Source organism: Methylobacterium sp. Leaf456 (assembly GCF_001425465.1).
In the GTDB taxonomy this organism is placed as follows: domain Bacteria; phylum Pseudomonadota; class Alphaproteobacteria; order Rhizobiales; family Beijerinckiaceae; genus Methylobacterium.
The window spans coordinates 204,037-221,157 of sequence record NZ_LMQV01000002.1 but is presented as its reverse complement, the minus strand read 5'-3'; the positions used below and the strand labels follow the sequence as shown (position 1 = coordinate 221,157).

The 17,121-nt window shown below is 70.9% G+C and carries 17 protein-coding genes; 6 read left to right on the top strand and 11 right to left on the bottom strand.

The genetic code is table 11. The features are described 5' to 3' along the window. Nucleotides 1–56: 56 nt before the first annotated feature. Complete coding sequence (gene pdxH, locus ASG52_RS03170) at nucleotides 57–701, bottom strand: pyridoxamine 5'-phosphate oxidase (RefSeq protein ID WP_056238882.1); 645 nt, start codon at nucleotides 699–701, stop codon at nucleotides 57–59. A gap of 246 nt (nucleotides 702–947) precedes the next feature. On the opposite strand from pdxH, the gene ASG52_RS03165 reads away from it, so the two are divergent. The 3 genes from ASG52_RS03165 to fabI all read left to right on the top strand — a co-directional run bounded on the left by ASG52_RS03165 (nucleotide 948) and on the right by fabI (nucleotide 3,469). Next, complete coding sequence (locus ASG52_RS03165) at nucleotides 948–1,382, top strand: RT0821/Lpp0805 family surface protein (RefSeq protein ID WP_286158939.1); 435 nt, start codon at nucleotides 948–950, stop codon at nucleotides 1,380–1,382. Nucleotides 1,383–1,494: 112 nt separating this feature from the next. Further along, nucleotides 1,495–2,427 (top strand): DnaJ C-terminal domain-containing protein, encoded by a 933-nt coding sequence (locus ASG52_RS03160; RefSeq protein WP_056238876.1) that lies wholly within the window; start codon nucleotides 1,495–1,497, stop codon nucleotides 2,425–2,427. A gap of 214 nt (nucleotides 2,428–2,641) precedes the next feature. Beyond that, nucleotides 2,642–3,469: an enoyl-ACP reductase FabI gene (gene fabI / locus ASG52_RS03155; protein ID WP_056238872.1), complete on the top strand. Its 828-nt coding sequence runs from the start codon at nucleotides 2,642–2,644 to the stop codon at nucleotides 3,467–3,469. Nucleotides 3,470–3,472: 3 nt separating this feature from the next. Here the strand turns inward: fabI and ASG52_RS03150 are convergent, their stop codons facing one another. The 5 genes from ASG52_RS03150 to ubiE all read right to left on the bottom strand — a co-directional run bounded on the left by ASG52_RS03150 (nucleotide 3,473) and on the right by ubiE (nucleotide 7,907). Continuing rightward, a complete protein-coding gene (locus ASG52_RS03150) occupies nucleotides 3,473–3,787 on the bottom strand; it encodes a BrnA antitoxin family protein (RefSeq protein WP_353612448.1) in 315 nt (104 codons plus the stop codon). A gap of 4 nt (nucleotides 3,788–3,791) precedes the next feature. Next, entirely contained in the window at nucleotides 3,792–4,076 is a 285-nt protein-coding gene (locus ASG52_RS03145; RefSeq protein WP_082552317.1) for a BrnT family toxin, read from the bottom strand. A gap of 74 nt (nucleotides 4,077–4,150) precedes the next feature. Next, nucleotides 4,151–5,299 (bottom strand): AAA family ATPase, encoded by a 1,149-nt coding sequence (locus ASG52_RS03140; RefSeq protein ID WP_056238865.1) that lies wholly within the window; start codon nucleotides 5,297–5,299, stop codon nucleotides 4,151–4,153. A gap of 102 nt (nucleotides 5,300–5,401) precedes the next feature. Continuing rightward, on the bottom strand, nucleotides 5,402–6,964 hold the full coding sequence (ubiB, locus tag ASG52_RS03135; protein ID WP_056238864.1) for a 2-polyprenylphenol 6-hydroxylase: 1,563 nt from the start codon (nucleotides 6,962–6,964) through the stop codon (nucleotides 5,402–5,404). Nucleotides 6,965–7,106: 142 nt separating this feature from the next. Next, nucleotides 7,107–7,907 carry a bifunctional demethylmenaquinone methyltransferase/2-methoxy-6-polyprenyl-1,4-benzoquinol methylase UbiE gene (gene ubiE, locus ASG52_RS03130; RefSeq protein ID WP_056238861.1) on the bottom strand — a complete coding sequence of 267 codons (801 nt, stop codon included), beginning with the start codon at nucleotides 7,905–7,907 and terminating at the stop codon, nucleotides 7,107–7,109. Nucleotides 7,908–8,211: 304 nt separating this feature from the next. Between ubiE and mutM the strand changes: the two genes are divergently transcribed. From mutM to ASG52_RS03115, 3 genes are all read left to right on the top strand, one after another. Beyond that, entirely contained in the window at nucleotides 8,212–9,111 is a 900-nt protein-coding gene (mutM, locus tag ASG52_RS03125) for a bifunctional DNA-formamidopyrimidine glycosylase/DNA-(apurinic or apyrimidinic site) lyase (protein ID WP_056238857.1), read from the top strand. A 68-nt stretch (nucleotides 9,112–9,179) separates the two neighbouring features. Further along, a complete protein-coding gene (locus ASG52_RS03120) occupies nucleotides 9,180–9,362 on the top strand; it encodes a hypothetical protein (protein ID WP_056238855.1) in 183 nt (60 codons plus the stop codon). A 113-nt stretch (nucleotides 9,363–9,475) separates the two neighbouring features. Then, complete coding sequence (locus tag ASG52_RS03115; protein ID WP_056238853.1) at nucleotides 9,476–9,778, top strand: hypothetical protein; 303 nt, start codon at nucleotides 9,476–9,478, stop codon at nucleotides 9,776–9,778. A gap of 5 nt (nucleotides 9,779–9,783) precedes the next feature. Here ASG52_RS03115 and ASG52_RS03110 read toward each other — a convergent pair whose 3' ends face one another. From ASG52_RS03110 to uvrB, 5 genes are all read right to left on the bottom strand, one after another. Further along, nucleotides 9,784–12,072, bottom strand: coding sequence for a hybrid sensor histidine kinase/response regulator (locus ASG52_RS03110; protein WP_156383775.1), 2,289 nt, complete (start codon nucleotides 12,070–12,072; stop codon nucleotides 9,784–9,786). Nucleotides 12,073–12,356: 284 nt separating this feature from the next. Continuing rightward, nucleotides 12,357–13,085 carry a glutathione S-transferase gene (locus ASG52_RS03105; RefSeq protein ID WP_056238849.1) on the bottom strand — a complete coding sequence of 243 codons (729 nt, stop codon included), beginning with the start codon at nucleotides 13,083–13,085 and terminating at the stop codon, nucleotides 12,357–12,359. A 7-nt stretch (nucleotides 13,086–13,092) separates the two neighbouring features. Then, complete coding sequence (locus ASG52_RS03100) at nucleotides 13,093–13,773, bottom strand: YidB family protein (protein WP_056238842.1); 681 nt, start codon at nucleotides 13,771–13,773, stop codon at nucleotides 13,093–13,095. A gap of 57 nt (nucleotides 13,774–13,830) precedes the next feature. Further along, on the bottom strand, nucleotides 13,831–14,127 hold the full coding sequence (locus ASG52_RS03095; RefSeq protein ID WP_056238840.1) for a hypothetical protein: 297 nt from the start codon (nucleotides 14,125–14,127) through the stop codon (nucleotides 13,831–13,833). Nucleotides 14,128–14,228: 101 nt separating this feature from the next. Further along, a complete protein-coding gene (gene uvrB / locus ASG52_RS03090) occupies nucleotides 14,229–16,940 on the bottom strand; it encodes an excinuclease ABC subunit UvrB (protein ID WP_056238837.1) in 2,712 nt (903 codons plus the stop codon). Nucleotides 16,941–17,121 lie beyond the last annotated feature (181 nt).

Here is a 17,121-nt window from a genome sequence, read left to right as displayed (position 1 = left end):
CCGCGCCTTCGCGCGGGCGAACCGTGTGACGAGCCGGCTCGTCACACGGTTCGAAGTCAGGGATAGAGCCGCGACCGGCTCCACCCCTCGCCCTCGCGGGTGAAGCGCACCCGGTCGTGCAGGCGGTAATCGCCGTTCTGCCAGAACTCCAACCGCACCGGATCGAGGCGGAAGCCGCTCCAATGCTCGGGCCGCGGCACCGGGCCGTCCTCGTACTTGGCCGAGAGCTCCGCCACCGCGGCCATCAGGGTCGGGCGGTCGGCGAGCGGGCGCGATTGTTGGCTGGCGATGGCACCGATGCGGCTGTCGCGGTGGCGGCTCGAAAAGTAGGCGTCGGCCTCCTCCGGCGTCACCGGCGAGACCGGGCCGCGGGCGCGGATCTGGCGGCGCAGCGACTTCCAGTGCAGCACGATCGCCGCCTGCGGGTTGGCCGCGAGCTGCTCGCCCTTGGCCGATTCCCGGTTGGTGTAGAACACGAATCCACGCCGGTCGAAGCCCTTCAGCAGCACCACCCGCACGTCGGGCAGGCCGTCGGCGTCGGCGGTGGCGAGCGCCATGGCGTTGGCGTCCTCGGGCTCGGCGGCTTCGGCCTCCGCCATCCACACGTCGAACAGCGCGAAGGGGTCTGACGACAACGTGAAATCGCTCGGGTCCACGCCGGCGCTGGCGGGCTCACCGTCTCTTAACCGTTCGATGGCCATTTTCACCCCTGTGGCATCCGGGTCGGGGGGCACCGGCACGGGCAACACACCCCGACGCGCATTCCGACGAAGTGGATACCGGTTCGTCGCCCGGAATGCGCGTCAAAATACGAACTGGGAGCCGTGCCCGGCCGGCAGGTCGGGCCTGGCTCCGGACGGACCCTTCAGTCTGCCTTGAGTTCAGGTGTAATGCGTCTGCGTCTGTGTAAAGCCCTCGACCGGGCGGTCCCGGTGGCCTTCGCGTGGATGGCGGCGGGTTTCGCCGTCGCGTCCTGCACCGGCTGCAGCGGCCCCGTGCTGTCCTTCCAGGCGAAGGAACCCGCGGCGGCGCCCGAGCCGCTGGTGACCGGCAGCATCGCCAAGCGCCCGACCCGGTTCGGCGCCGACCTCGGCGACGAGGATTGGCGGCGCGCCCACGGCGCCCTGTCGATGGCGCTCGACCCGCAGGGCAACGGTCGCCCGGTGAAGTGGGACAACCCCGAGACCGCCATGCGTGGCTCGGTCAACCCGACCGGCCTGCCCTACGTCGCGGGCGACGAGATCTGCCGCGACTTTTTGGCGACCGTGGTCGCGGGCGGGGAGGGCAAGGGTGAGAGCAAGGGCCGCTTCCTGCGCGGCACCGGCTGCAAGCTCAGCGGCGGCGAGTGGGAGCTGAAGCGGCTGCGCTCGGCGCGATCATGAGGCTGCCCAAAGGCGTGCAGACGGGTGTTGCAGAACCGCAACGCCCTTCCCACGTTGAAGCGAGGCGGCCATAGCCGTATCTCTCGATCGCTGACCCCACAAAAGAAACCCGATGCGCAACCCCTACGACGTGCTGGGCGTGCCGAAAGGCGCGAGCGAGGCCGAGATCAAGAAGGCCTTCCGCAAGCTCGCCAAGGCCTACCACCCCGACAGCAACAAGGACCCGAAGGCCAAGGAGCGCTTCTCGGAGGCGAACACCGCCTACGAGATCCTCGGCGACAAGGACAAGCGCGGCCAGTTCGACCGCGGCGAGATCGACGCCGAGGGCAAGCCGCGTGCGACCGGATTCGAGGGCTTTTCCGGGTTCGGCGGCGGCGGCGGCTTCGACGGCTTCACGCAGCGTCGCGGCGGCGGCGGCGGGGCCGGCCCCGGCGGGGTCGGCGAGGATTTCCTCAGCAGCATCTTCGAGCAGGCGTTCCGCGCCGGCGGTGCCGGGTCGGGCGGCATGGGCGGGCGCGGCGGGCCGGCCCGCGGCGAGGACGTGGCGGCCGAACTCGGCGTGACCCTCGAGCAGATCGCGGGCGAGGAGAAGATGCGCATCGGGCTGCCCGGCGGGCGCGACGTCGACGTGATGGTCCCCAAGGGCGTCGTCGACGGCCAGACCATCCGCCTGCGGGGCCTCGGCGGCTCCGCCGGCCCCCGCGGCGAGCCCGGCGACGCGCTGCTGACCATCCGCGTGCTGCCCCATCCGGTCTTCAAGGTCGAGGGCGCCGACCTGCGCGCCATGGTCGATCTGCCGCTGGAGGACGCGGTGCTGGGCGGCCCCCTGCGGGTGCCGACGCTGACCGGCGCCGTCGAGATGAAGGTGCCGGCGATGACGGGTTCCGGCCGCACCTTCCGCTTGCGCGGAAAGGGCCTGCCGAAGAAGGACGGTACCCGCGGCGATCTTTTGGCGACGACCGCCGTGACCCTGCCGGCAGGCGAGGACGCGGCGTTGGTCGACTACGCCCGCCGTCGCCGCGAGGCGAAGGCCGGGACGGCGTAAGCCGGCCGTCCCTCCCACCCAATCCCCTCATCCTGAGATGCCCGCGACGCTCCGCACCTCAGGATGAGGGGGATGGATCGGAGGAGCCGATGCAAGGACCTCCCCCATCAAGCGACCTTCAGGCTTCCCCCTCCGCCGCCCCTCCGCTAAGGAAGCGGCCTTGCGCGGGCGGCCTCCGGCAGGGCTGGCCGCTTGGCCGAAGCGAAGGTGACGCATGTCGGATCAGAAGGCGGGCGGATTGCTCGCGGGCAAGCGCGGGCTGGTGCTGGGCGTAGCCAACAACCGGTCGATCGCCTGGGGCATCGCCCGCAGCGCCGCGCAGCACGGGGCCGAGCTCGCCTTCACCTACCAGGGCGACGCGCTCAAGAAGCGGGTCGAGCCCCTGGCCAAGGAGTTGAACGCCAAGGTCGTCGGCCATTGCGACGTGACCGACCCGGCGTCCATCGACGCCGTGTTCGCGGCGACCGCGGACGCCTTCCCCGGCGGGATCGACTTCGTGGTCCACTGCATCGCCTTCTCCGACAAGGACGAGCTGACCGGCCGCTACATCGAGACCTCGGAGGGCAACTTCACCAAGTCGCTCCTGATCTCCTGCTACTCGTTCACGGCCATCGCCCAGCGCGCGGAAAAGATCATGCGCGACGGCGGCTCGCTGCTGACGCTGACCTATTACGGCGCCGAGAAGTGGATGCCGCACTACAACGTCATGGGCGTCGCCAAGGCCGCGCTGGAGGCGAGCGTGCGCTATCTCGCCGCCGACATGGGCCCCAAGCAGATCCGCGTGAACGCGATCTCGGCGGGCCCGATCAAGACGCTCGCCGCGTCGGGCATCGGCGACTTCCGTTACATCCTCAAGTGGAACGAGTACAACGCGCCCCTGCGGCGCACCGTGACCATCGAGGAGGTCGGCGAGACCGCCGCCTACCTGTTCTCCGACATGTCCAAGGGCGTCACCGGCGAGGTGCTGCACGTGGACGCGGGCTACCACGTCGTCGGCATGAAGCACCCCGACGCGCCGGACATCGCCCGCGAGCGGGAATAGGGCTCAGCCCTCCTTCGCCTCGCGCCGCAAGCGGGCGGCGTCGCGCACCAGCGCTTCGTTGATTCGGGTCTGCCAGCCGGGCCCGGTCGCCTTGAACGCCGCCAGCGCCTCGGGATCGATGCGGAGCGTCACCTGCACGCGCTTGTTCGGCGAGGCCGGGCGACCGCGCCGCGTCAGCGCCTCGTAGAGCGCGGGCGGCAGCACTTCGCGGGCCGGCCGCAGCCCAGCCAACTCCGCGTCGGTCAGTTCGGGGGCATCCGGGTCGGCGGCGATGCTGGCCTGAAGTACGGCCTCTTCCGCCGCGTCGAGAAGCGGCACGTTCTTAACTTTGCTCCGCGGCATAGGCCTTCCTCTCGCGGTTGCTGGCGATCCGCAGACTGATGGCGGAGACGGCCTCGGTGCCGAGCGGCGAGAACACCAGCGTCACCAACCTGCCGTCGAGGAGGCCGACCGCCTTGAAGCGCCCTCCACCGTGACGGCTGGGATGGCTCGGTGCGATCACCGCGGTCTCCCAGATGAAGCGGTCGCGGGCATCCGCAAAGTCGAGGCCGTGCCCGGCCGGCGGCGGCTGCCGATTCTTCTCCCGCTTCGGCTCGTCCCAGACCATCCACACCGATTAAAGGTAGCTACGAAAAATCGGAGCGGCAAGGCGGCCACGATATCCGGCGACCCTCCGCCCTTTCATTCCTCGTCCGAAAAATCGCCGCCGAGGCGCAGCCCCTCGATCCAGGTCGCACCGTCGCGCTTCGTCACCACGCGCGGGCGCACGCTGCCCTCCTTCGCCACCGCCGCGGCAAGGCGCTCGGAATGGGTTACCAGCCAGACCTGCGTGCGCCGCGCCGCCCGCACGATCATCCGGGCGAGGGGCTCCATCAGGTCCGGATGCAGGCTGGCCTCGGGCTCGTTCAGGGCCACGAAGGGCGGCAGGCGGTAGGCGAGCAGCGCGCCTGCGAGCGCGAGGTAGCGCAGGGTCCCGTCCGACAGCTCGGACGCCTCGAATACCCGCTTCGGGTAGTCGGGCAGGACGAGGCCGAAGCGCGCCTCGCGCCCCGGCTCGGGCACGACGAGGCGGGCGCCGGGAAAGGCCTCGTCGATCGCCGTGTCGAGGTCGGCGGTGTCGCCGCGGATATGGGCGAGCGTCGCGAACACCGCGGCGAGGTCGTGGCCGTCGGAGGCCAGCGTCGGCGCCGTCACGGCGAGGCAGGGTTTGCGCAGCGGCGAGCCCGCATCGGTGCGGACATCGTGATAGAAGCGCCACGCGCCCATCGCCTGCCGGACGATCTGCAATTCGGGGAAGCGCATTCCGTCCTGAAGCGCGGCGAGCGCCGTCTCGGTGGCGAGGAGCCCCGTGCCGAGCGGACGCTTGCGGCCTTCCTCGTCGCGCACGAAGCCCGATGGGCCGTCGCGGTCGAGCACGACCGAGGGGCGGGCGCCGGCCTGGACGGTGAGCCGCTCCGCCTTCACCTGCGGCTCCAGGCGGAACGCCGCCCCGTAGGTCGCATCGCCGGTCTGCTGCACGAGGCCGACCTCGACGGCGTAGCCGTAGCTGCATCCGGTCTCGTCGTCGGACAGCGCCGCGCGCAGGCTCACCCGGGCCGGCTCGCCCCGGCGGCGGGGGCCGGCCCACAGCACCGATTCCATCCCGCCCTCGGCGGCCAGCTCGCGGGTCAGCGTGCCGGCGGAGGCCGCCTGGAGCAGCGCAAGCGCCCGGTAGAGGTTGGTCTTGCCCGTGCCGTTGCCGCCGACGAAGACCGAGAGCGGGCCGACGGGAAAGCGCAGGCTCCGCAGCGAGCGGTAGCCGGCCGCCTCGATGTCCCGAACCGTCGGCATCCGCGCCTCCCCCCGCCTGAGAGGCCTGAGCCTAGACGGTTCGGGGACGGGCCGTCAGCGTCTCCGACTAGGCTCGCGACCCTCTGATGCCGGGCGAGGCCCCTACCGGAACGCCAGCACCAGCGCCCCCACCGCGATCGCCCAGAGCGCCAGCGTCGACCACAGCGCCCGGCTCTGCTCCAGATGGGCGATGCGCTCCAGCGCCTTCACGTCCCGCGCGCCCTCCTCGTCGAGGCGGATCATGATGCGGCGGATGCGCTGGGCGATGTCGGGGATGTCGGCGACGACCTCGGAGAGCGTCAGGGCGGCCCGCGCCCCGCCCTCGATCCGGCCGATGGGCCCGAGATGGCGGGTGATCCACGAGCGCACCACCGGCTCGGCGCCGGTCCACATGTCGAGCTGGGGATCGAGCGAGCGGGCGACGCCCTCCACCACCACCATGGTTTTTTGGAGCATCACCAGCTCGGTGCGGGTGCTCATGTCGAACAGCGCGGTGACGTCGAACAGCAGGGTCAGCACCTTGGCCATCGAGATCTCGTCGGCCCGGCGCTGGTGGATCGGCTCGCCGATGGCGCGGATGGCCTGCGCGAAGTCGTCGACCGAATGGTGGCGCGGCACGTAGCCGGCCTCGAAATGCACCTGCGCCACGCGGCGGTAGTCGCGGGTGATGAAGCCGAGGAGAATCTCGGCCAGGAAGCGCCGCTCGGCGTGGCCGAGCCGGCCCATGATGCCGAAATCGACCGCGACCAGGATCCCGTCCCGGTCCACGAACAGGTTTCCGGGATGCATGTCGGCGTGGAAAAAGCCGTCGCGGATGGCTTGGCGCAGGAAGGACTGGATCACCGTGCGCCCGAGGGCCTTCGGATCGTGGCCCGCCGCGACGATGCCGGCGCGGTCGTTGAGGCGCACCCCGTCGATCCACTCACTGGTGAGCACGTCACGAGCCGTCAGCGGCCATTCGGGGCGGGGCGTGCGGAAGTCGGCGTCGCCCGCGGTGTTCTGGGCGAGTTCCGACATCGCCGCCGCTTCGAGGCGCAGGTCCATCTCCATGGTGACGGAGCGGGCGAGGATTTCGACCACTTCCCGCGGGCGCAGGCGCTCGGCGTCGGGCAGCAGCGCCTGGACGATGCGTGCCATGAAGCGCATCGCCTGGATGTCGCGGGCGAACCGCTCGCGCACGCCGGGGCGCATCACCTTGACGGCGAGCGTCCGCTGCGTGCCGTCGGCGTCGAGCACGGTCGCCTTGTGGACCTGGGCGATGGAGGCCGCCGCCACCGGCTCACTGAAGGCGGTGAACAGGGCCGAGACCGGCTTGCCGAATTCCTGCTCCACCACCCGTAGGGCGATGCCCTGCGGGAAGGGCGGCACCCGGTCCTGAAGGCGTTCGAGATCGCGGGCGGCGGCCATGCCGACGATGTCGGGCCGCGTCGCCAGGAACTGGCCGAACTTGACGTAGGAGGGCCCGAGCCGGGTCAGCGCCCGCTCCAGCGGGCTGGCGCCCGGATCGGCGGCGATGCCGCGCCGCTCCAGCGAGCGCCCGAGCCGGAGCGCGAGGCGCAGATGGGGGGGCAGGCCGGCCGGATCGATCAGCGCGAGCCCGCCCTCGCGGGCCAGCACGAAGCCGACATGGGCGCCGCGGGCGAGGTGGAAGACCGCGCCTAGCATGGCTCGAGCCCGCCCTGCGGTAATGCCGAATGCCGGGCGCGAAGAGCGCCCCGCGCAGCGGCCTCGGCGTCAGCCGAGGCGTCTAGCGGAGCGAAGCCTAAGGCCGCGGATGCGGCCGCCGGCGTCTGAGGCCGGAAGAAAATCAAGTGATTTTCCAGCCCGAGTGAATGGCGACGATCCCGCCCGACAGCCGGCGGTGGGTCACGTGCGAGAAGCCGGCCGCCTGGATCATGCCGGCGAAGGCGCCGGGGGAGGGGAACTTGCGGATCGATTCCACGAGGTACCGGTAGGATTCGCGGTCGCCCGCCACCCGCTCGCCGATGCGCGGGATCACGTGGAAGGAATAGGCGTCGTAGATCTTTTCCAGCACCGGCAGGTCGACGCGGGAGAATTCCAGGCACAGGAAGCGCCCGCCGGGCTTGAGCACGCGCTTAGCCTCGGCCAGCGCCGCATCGATGCGCGGCACGTTCCTTATGCCGAAGGCGATGGTGTAGCTGTCGAAGGTGTCGGCCGGCAGCGGCAGGGTCTCGGCGTTGCCGGTGACGAAGTCGATGCGGCCGTCGTACTTGTGGCCCGCGCGCTCGGCGCCGACGCGCAGCATCGCCTCGTTGATGTCGAGCACGGTGACGTGCGTATCCGGCCCGCCGGCTTCCAGCGTGCGGAAGGCGATGTCGCCGGTGCCGCCCGCCACGTCGAGATGGCGGTAGGGCCGCGTGCGCGAGGGGCGCAGCATGCCGATGAGGTGGGACTTCCAGGCCCGGTGCAGGCCGCCCGACATCAGGTCGTTCATCAGGTCGTAGCGGCGGGCGACCGAGCGGAAGACGTCGTCGACCCGGGCCTGCTTCTCGGAGAGCCGGACGCGCTCGTAGCCGAAATCGGCGGTGTCCTCGCCGCTCGCCTCAGAAGCCGCGTCTCGGCCGATCCCGGTGCTGTTGCCGCTCATCCGATTCCGTGCCGTCCGCGCCGCTGCATCCCCTGGCCGAGCCTCATAGCGAAACCGCGCGGGAACCGCCATGCGGCAGGGGGAGCGGCGGAAGGCGCCGGTGCGGATCGCACCGACACAGCCTATGATGCCCCTGCTTCCTACCCCTCTCCCTCATCCTGAGGCGGCGGCGCGCAGCGGCGCCCTCGAAGGAGGGCTCCAGCGCATCGCGCGATGCCTGGAGCCCTCCTTCGAGGCCGCTGCGCGGCACCTCAGGATGAGGGGGGAGGGGTGGGGCAGCCCATCCTGGTGAAGTCCAAAAAGAATGCCCGAACTGCCCGAAGTCGAGACCGTGCGCCGGGGCCTCGCGCCCGCGATGGTGGGCGCGCGGATCACCCGCGTCTCCTTGCGCCGGCCGAACCTGCGCTTCCCCTTCCCCGAAAGATTCGTCGAACGGCTGGAGGGGCGGCGCGTCCTCGACCTGTCGCGGCGGGCCAAATACCTGATTGCGGCGCTCGATTCCGGCGAGAGCCTGATCCTGCATCTCGGCATGAGCGGGCGCTTCGACGTGGCGCGGCCCGACGGCTCGAACCTGTCGCCGGGCGACTTCTACCTCGACGGGGCGCTGGGCACCCCGAAGCACGACCACGTGGTGATGGCGTTCGAGACGGGGGCCACCGTCACCTACAACGACGCCCGCCGCTTCGGCTTCATGGACCTCGTGCCGACCCAAGACCTCGAACGCTGCCGCCACTTCGCCCAGATGGGGATCGAGCCCCTGAGCGAGGCCCTCGACGGCGCGGCCATCGCCCGCCTCTTTCACCACAAGATCACGCCGTTGAAGGCCGCCCTCCTCGACCAGCGCCTGATCGCGGGTCTGGGCAACATCTACGTCTGCGAGGCCCTGCACCGGGCGGGCCTGCACCCGGCGCTGCCCGCGGGCACGCTCGCCAAGCCCGACGGCAGCCCGACAGCGAAGGCGAAAAAACTCGCCAAGGACATCAAGGCGGTGCTGACCGAGGCGGTCGCCGCGGGCGGCTCGACCTTACGCGACTACGCCCACCCGGACGGCCAGAGCGGCGGCTTCCAGCACGTGTTTCGGGTCTACGACCGTACGGGCTTTCCCTGCCAGGCGCGGGGCTGCACCGGGCATGTCACGCGGATCGTGCAGGGGGGGCGTTCGACGTTCTTTTGTGAGGTTTGTCAGGTGATGCCGGGTTCGTGATCGCACACGGAACGGTTTTCCCGCGCCCACCGTTCGACCTGGACAAACAAACGGAGAAACCGCCCGCCATGCGTATCGCCCGGCTTCTGCCCGTCTTCGGCCTCCTTGCCCTGGGCCTCGCCGCCTGCAAGGACGAGAAGAAGGACGCTCCCCCGCCCCCGCCGCCGGCCACCACCGCGCCGACCCAGCCGAGCGCGCCGCCGGCCACCGCGCCTACCCCGCCGCCGGCCAACAAGCCGGCCGGGCAGTAATCGCTGAAACGAGGAAGGGTCCGCCGCCCCGGCGGGCCCTTCGTCGCAGGTTGAGGTGAACGATCGGACGATGCTCGCGTTGGTTCGGCTGAATCCACCGAACGGGAGCAACCATGAAACCGCTGTTCCTCGCCGCCCTCGCCCTGCCGTTGGCAACCGCGGCTTTGGCCCAAGCCGGCCCCGCCGAGATCAAGCCGCCTGGTCCGAAGCAGACGCTCGGCCCCGCCGACGGCACCACCGCGGTCGTCCAGCCGGGGGGCGTCGACAACGGCGGTCCGGGCTCGGTCGGGACGGTGGCGCCCGGCGCCACGGGAGCTACGAACATCACCAACAATCCCGGCACCGCGGGCAACTCCGAAAAACCGGAGCAGCCGATCGGCAATGCCGGCTCGCCCGACACCGCGGGCGGCGGCTGAGCCTCCTACTTCCCCGTCACTTTGCCGGTCACTTGCCGTAAGACTTCGGACAGCTCCTGCGCGGAATAGGGTTTGCGCAGGAGTTCGAAGCCGTGCGCATCGTCCTGCGCCAGCACGTGGCTGTAGCCGGAGGTCAGCACCACCGGCAGCTCCGGAAACTTTTGGCGCAGGAGGCGGGCGAGGGCGATGCCGCCCATGCCGGGCATCACCACGTCGGAAAACACCGCGTCGAACGGCTCCGCCGCGGCGGCGAGCGTCGTGAGCGCGGCCTCGGCGTTCTCGGTCCAGACCGGGCGGTGGCCGAGGTCTTCGAGGATCTGAGTGCAGAAGCGCCCGACCTCGAGATTGTCCTCCACGACGAGGACGCGCAGCGCCGTGGCCGCGCCGCCGGACAACACCTCGCGGCGGGCCGCGGGCGCGTCGGCGGGGGCGGGGACCTCGGGCAGGTAGAGGGTGAAGGTGGCGCCCGCGCCCGGCTGGCTCTTCACGTCCACGTCGCCGCCCGATTGCTTGGCGAAGCCGATCACCTGCGACAGGCCGAGCCCGGTGCCCTTGCCGACCTCCTTGGTGGTGTAGAACGGCTCGAAGATCCGCATCAGGTCGGCCTGCGGGATGCCGGCGCCGGAATCCGCCACCGAGACGGCGACGAACGCGCCCGCCGCGCCCGCGTGTCCCCGGATCGGCGGCAGGGCGAGCGGCGCGTCGAGGCGCAGATGCAGCGTGCCCTCGCCGTCCATGGCGTCGCGGGCGTTGACCGCCATGTTGACGAGCGCGGTCTCGAACTGGCTGGCGTCGGCGCGGACGAAACAGGCACCGCCGGGCAGGTCGGTGACGACGCGGATGCGGGCGCCGGTGACCGAATCGAGCATCTCCGAGATGCCGCGCAGGCGTTCGCACACGTCGAAGGTCTCGGGCTTGAGCGCTTGGCGCCGGGCGAAGGCCAGCAGCTGCCCGGTCAACTTGGCGGCGCGGTCCACCGTGTCGGAGACCGCATCGAGGTAGCGAGCTTTCCGCGCCTCCGGCAGCTCGGGGCGGCGCAGGAACTCGACCGAGGAGCGGATGATGGTGAGCAGGTTGTTGAAGTCGTGGGCGACGCCGCCGGTGAGCTGGCCCACCGCCTCCAGCTTCTGCGACTGGCGCAGGGCCTCCTCGGCGTGGCGCTGCTCGGTGATGTCGCGGCCGAAGCCGTAGAGCAGGCCGTCCTCCGGCACGATCGTCCACAGCACGCGCCGCGGCTCGCCCTCAGTGGCGAGGCAGGTCAGCTCCAGTTCGAGCTCCCGGCGGGTGTCCGTGCCGTCGGCGAGCCCGTCGAGGGCCGCCGTGAGGGTGGCGCGCTCCTCGGGGACGACGAAGGCGTCGAGCCTCCGGCCGAGCGACTCAGGCATGGGCCAGCCGAGCGCGCGGGTCCACGAGGGGTTCACCGCCGCGATCCGCCCGTCCGGGCCGGTCACGGCCTTCAGCACCGGCGAGAGCGCCCAGACGCGATCACGGTCGCGCCGCTGCGCCGTCACCTCGGCTTCGAGATCGGCGGTGCGGGTGTGGAGCCGATGCTCGACCCGGCGGCGCGCGGTGATGTCCTGGAACAGCACCGCCACCTGCCGCCGCTGCGGCGGCTCGATGCGGAACGCGGCGAGTTCGAGATAGCGCCCGGTCTCGACCAGCTCGCGCTGGAACCGGATCGGCGTGCCGCTGCGCAGAACCTCGCCGTAGAGGGCGAGCCAGCCCGCCGCCTCGTCGCCCGAGACGATCTCGCGCAGGCGCTTGCCGACGACGTTCTCGATGCCGGCATGCTGGGCGTAGGCGCGGTTGGCCTCGACGTGGACGTAGTCGTCCAGGGCCCCGCGCGGGCCGTCGAGGAACTGGATGACGCAGTAGCCCTCGTCCATCTGCTCGAACAGGGTGCGGTAATGCCGCTCGCGCTCGAACAGTTCGGTCTCGTGGCCGCGCTCCGCGCTCACGTCGCGCACCACGCCCGCCCATCCGCCCGGTGCGGGAACGAGGGTGCGGTGCAGCCACACCACCGCGCCGGTATCGGCCCGCCGGATGCGGTAGACGGCCTCGTTCGGCGGCGCCTCGCCCGAAAGGGCGGCCCCGTCCGCGGAGAAGGCCAGCGCCTCGACCGCAGCCAGCGGGAGGGCGGCCTGGGGCTCGAGGCCGTGCAGGCGGCAGAAGGCCGGGTTCGGGCGTAGGGTCGTGCCGGACGCCTCAACGGTGAACAGGCCGAGACCGGCTGCATCCTGGGCGCGGGCGAGGGCGGCGGCCTCCGGGGAGGCCTCGTGCGGCGGGTCGTCGATGGGGCGTGGGCTCTCGGTCTCGGTCACGGCGCCATCCTACTCCGCCGGGACTGGCGTGGAGCTGACCTAAGATAGCGGCAGCCGCGCTTCCGGACAGCAACCGAGGCGCGCAGGGCCGTCGCTACCATCGACGCCCCTGCCGTCCTGCCGGCCTCAAGCGCCGGCGGTCGCGTCCGCGGGCATCGCATCCCCTTGGGCTTCTTGGTCTGCAAGACGCCTCGGCGGAGCCGAGGCCGCTGCGCGGAGCGCTCTTGGCGCCCGGCCATACGGCATCGGCTCGACCCTCAGTTTTCGTCCAGCTCCGGGTAACTGCGAAAGACGCCGTCCTCGCTGAACGGGCGGCGGCGCTCGCTCGCGAGGTAGGCGGCGATGCGGGGCAGGCGGCCCACGCGCTCGACATGGGCAACGATCCGCGGCGTCGCGTCGAGCGCCCGGGCGGTCGCGTTGGGGAAGGCGTAGCGCAGACCCTCCACGAGTTGGAACAGCGAGGTGTCGGCGTAGGAGACCGCGTCCCCCACGAGATGGTCCGGCCCCGCCGGGTTGCGGGCGAGCACGCGCTCGAACCACGCGAAAAATTTCGGGATGCGATTGTCGCCAAAATCCCGTGCCCGGCGCAGGGCCTCGGGCTTCTGGTCCTCGTAGTACAGCCCGACGCCGACCGGATGGTGGGTGTCGTGGGCCTCCGCCACCATGTCGGCGACGGTGAGCTGGATCTGGTGGGTCCAGACCCGGTCGGCTTCGCTCGCGCCGACGAGGCCGATGCGGGGGCCGAGATAGAGCAGAATCGCCGCGGTCTGGCCGACGACGACATCGCCGTCGCGCAGGAAAGGCGGGGCGAAAGGTGGGCGGAGCGGCTCGTCCTCCAGCCGGTCCATCATCGCCTCGATGCCGCCGCCCGCCTCGTGCGGCAGGCGGGCGACGTCGATGTACTCGGCACCGGCCTGTTCCAGGGCGAGGCGGACGAACTCGCCCCGCCCCTGGATCATCGGCCAGTAGTGTAGCTCGTAGGCCATGGATTGCTTACCAGCCGCGGGAATCCTCGCGGCTCGGGGGGCGGCCCTGCGGGGTGAGCGCGTCGATGACGCCGGGGAGCGCCTGGGCGAGCTGCCCGAGCAGGTCGTCGCGCGACAGGCCGGTCTCGCGGCTCAAGTTCTCGACGGTGTCGGGGCCGAGCGCCTCGGCGAGGCGGTTCGGCTGGACCGACTGGTTCGGGCCGTGGCCGATCCACGAGCCGATCACGTCGCCGAGGCCACTGCGCTCGAAGCTCTGGATCAGGCCACCGAGCCCGCCCGCGGCTTCTTGCCCGGCCGCATCCACCTGGTCCCTGTCGAGCCGGGCATAAGGGCCGGCGCCGGGGGCACGCTCGCCGCCATCGCCCGGCCCGTCGAGCATGCCGGCGAGGTCGCCGAACTCGCCGCCTTCGTCACGCTGCACCGGAGGACCGCTGCGGCGGCCCTGGCCGAACCCGCCGAGATCGCCGTCGTCGGCACCGGGGTCCGGCATGGGGGGACGGCCCTCGTTGCCGCCGCCCTCATGCCCGCCGCCGAGCCGGCCCAGGATGTCGCCGAGCCCGCCGCTCGCGCCCTTGGCGAGCAACAGCATGAGCACCGCCTTGACGATCGGCGAGGACAGCGCGCCGCCGCGCCCCCCGCCCAGAACCTGTCCGACGACCCCGCCGATGACCTGATCGAGCAATCCCATGCGGCTCTCCCTTGTCCGATCTCGGTCAAACGGCTGTGACCGGGCCGCGGTTGCGGCTCAGTTCTCCAGGCTGGAGCGGTAGCGCGCGGAAAGGTGGTCGAGGGGGTTCGTACGGGTCTTGCCGCCGTCGGGCACCACGGAGGTCGAGGAGCGGATCGCGCTCGGCGCCCTCACGTCGCCGGTCGGCCGGTCGGGGGCGGGGTCCTGGCGGGGCAGAGTGCTCGTGCCCGAGGGCAAGGTGCCGGCGGTGGGCTGGTCGTTGGGGTTGGCCACGCTCTGCGCCAGCGCGGCACCGGGGAGGATCGTCGCGGCGAGGAGGGCCGCCGCGAGGGGACGTCGAAGGGTGGGGCGCATCGGAGGGCTCCGTCGTGCGGCAAGCGGATCTGACAAGCCAATCCGAGCCTGCGGCCGAGGTTCCGATCTCGCCCTGCCCGAGTTTCGGGCAAGCTTCTTCGTCAGCCCCGTTTACGCCCGCCGCCGCCCTTGTAGCGGGGCTTCTGGCCGCCCAGCCCTTGCGTCGAGCGGGCCTTGGGCCGCTCCTGCCAGGGCACGGCGCCGGCGGGGAGTTCGCGGTCGGTGCCGGGGCCCATGTTGTCCAGCGTCGGCTTCGCGATGCGGCTGCCCTTCTGGCCGTAGCGGCCGGCCTCGCGCTCGATGTCGCCCTGGCGGGCCATGGGGTCGTCGGAGACCATCAGTTCGGTCGTCTGGAGCCGCTTCAGCTCGTCGCGCAGGCGCGCGGCCTCCTCGAAGTCGAGGTCGGCGGCGGCCGCCCGCATCCGCTTCTCGAGGTCGGCCATGACGGCCTTGAGGTTGTGGCCCACCGTGATCGCGTCCTTGGCGAGCCCGGTGTCGATGCGGACGTGGTCGCGCTCGTAGACGCTCTCCAGAATGTCGCTGATGCCGCGCTTGACCGATTGCGGCGTGATGCCGTGCTCCTCGTTGTAGGCGAGCTGCTTGGTGCGGCGGCGCTCGGTCTCGGCCATCGCCCGCTCCATCGAGCCGGTGATGTTGTCGGCGTAGAGGATGCAGCGGGCATCCGCGTTTCGGGCCGCGCGGCCGATGGTCTGGATCAGCGAGGTCTCGGAGCGCAAAAAGCCCTCCTTGTCGGCGTCGAGGATGGCGACCAGCGCGCATTCCGGGATGTCGAGGCCCTCGCGCAGGAGGTTGATGCCGATCAGCACGTCGAAGGCGCCGAGCCGCAGGTCGCGAATGATCTCGATGCGCTCCAGGGTGTCGATGTCCGAGTGCATGTAGCGCACCCGCACCGAGTTCTCGTGCAGGTACTCGGTCAGGTCCTCGGCCATGCGCTTGGTCAGCGTCGTCACCAGGGTGCGATAGCCGGCCTGGGCGACCTCGCGGACTTCCCCCAAAAGATCGTCGACTTGGGAGCGGGCCGGGCGAATCTCGATCACCGGATCGACGAGGCCGGTGGGGCGGATCACCTGCTCGGCGAAGACGCCCTGCGTGCGCTCCATCTCCCACTTGGCGGGCGTCGCCGAGACGTGGATCGACATAGGCCGCATCGCGTCCCATTCCTCGAAGCGGAGCGGGCGGTTGTCGAGGCAGGAGGGCAGGCGGAAGCCGTATTCGGCGAGCGTGGCCTTCCGCCGGAAGTCGCCCCGGTACATGCCGCCGATCTGCGGCACGGTGACGTGGCTCTCGTCGGTGAAGACGAGCGCGTTGTCCGGCAGATACTCGAACAGGGTCGGCGGCGGCTCGCCGGGTTTGCGCCCCGTCAGGTAGCGCGAATAGTTCTCGATGCCGTTGCAGGCACCGGTGGCCTCGATCATCTCGATGTCGAAGGTGCAGCGCTGCTCCAGGCGCTGCGCCTCGATCAGCCGGCCCATCTTGGTCAGTTCCTCGACGCGGAGCTTCAGCTCGGTCTTGATGCCCTTGATCGCCTGCTGCAGCGTCGGGCGCGGCGTAACGTAGTGCGAGTTGGCGTAGACCTTCACGAACTTGAGTTCGTTGATCTTCTTGCCGGTCAGCGGGTCGAACTCGACGATGGATTCGATTTCGTCGCCGAACAGGCCGATGCGCCAGCCGCGATCCTCCAAGTGGGCCGGCCAGAGTTCGATCACGTCGCCGCGCACGCGAAAGGTGCCGCGGGCGAAGTCCGACTGGATGCGCTTGTACTGGAGCGCCACGAGGTCGGCGATGAGCTGGCGCTGCTCGATTGTTTCACCCAGCGAGACCGTAAACGACATCGCCGTGTAGGTCTCGACCGAGCCGATGCCGTAGATGCAGGAGACCGAGGCGACGATGATGACGTCGTCCCGCTCCAGCAGGGCGCGGGTGGCCGAGTGGCGCATCCGGTCGATCTGCTCGTTGATCGAACTTTCTTTTTCAATGAACGTATCGGAGCGGGCGACGTAAGCTTCCGGCTGATAATAGTCGTAGTAGGAAACGAAGTACTCGACGGCATTATCCGGAAAAAAACTCTTGAACTCGCCGTAGAGCTGCGCCGCGAGCGTCTTGTTCGGCGCGAGGATCAGGGCCGGGCGCTGGGTCTCCTCGATGACCTTGGCCATCGTGAAGGTCTTGCCCGAGCCCGTGACGCCGAGCAGCACCTGATCGCGCTCGGTCCCCTTCACGCCCTCGACCAGGGCCGCGATGGCGGTCGGCTGGTCGCCCGCGGGGGTGAACTCGGATTTCAGGGTGAATGTGTAGCCGCCCTCCGACTTCGCCGGCCGCTCGGGCCGGTGCGGCACCCAGGCCTCGCCGTTCTTGAACAGCGGGTTGCCCTCGGTGAGCAGCCGTTCCAGCGCCTCGACGGTGGCCGACACGCCTTCCGTGGCGAGCGAGGGCGCCTCCTCGGGCGTGTTGCCGGGGGCAGGGCCATCGTCGGGCGGGGTCAGGCCGAGCGCCTGGGCCAGGCGCGGATCGACATCGGCCGCGTCGCCCAGGGCGAAGCCCGCCTGCGGCGCCTCGGCGAAGCCGTCCTGCGCGATGCGCTTGTAGGCCGTCGCCTCGCTCTTCGCTTCACCTTTGGCCTCGCCCTTGCGGCCACGCCCCTTCCGCGGCGGCTCCGGCACCGGCTCCGCCGGGCGGATGCGGTCGCGGTTGAGCGCCGGGTTGAGCAGGGCGGCCAGATGCTCGTCGAGCGGCTTCAGTTCGGGCTTGTCGGCCCGCGCGGTCGCGGCGCGCGGTTTCTTCGGTGCGGGCATGGGGGCAATATGGGCCGTATCGACGGCAGGCGGAAGACGCGCGCGGGTTCGGTGTTGCCGCGCCCTGTGGGCTCGAACGTCCCGCTCGACGGAGTTGCGAGCAGCGCCTCCTGATACGGGCTTCCGAAGGGCGAGCCCTTCGGCGGGTCGCCAGGGCGGAGCCCTGGCCAATCGAAGGCGC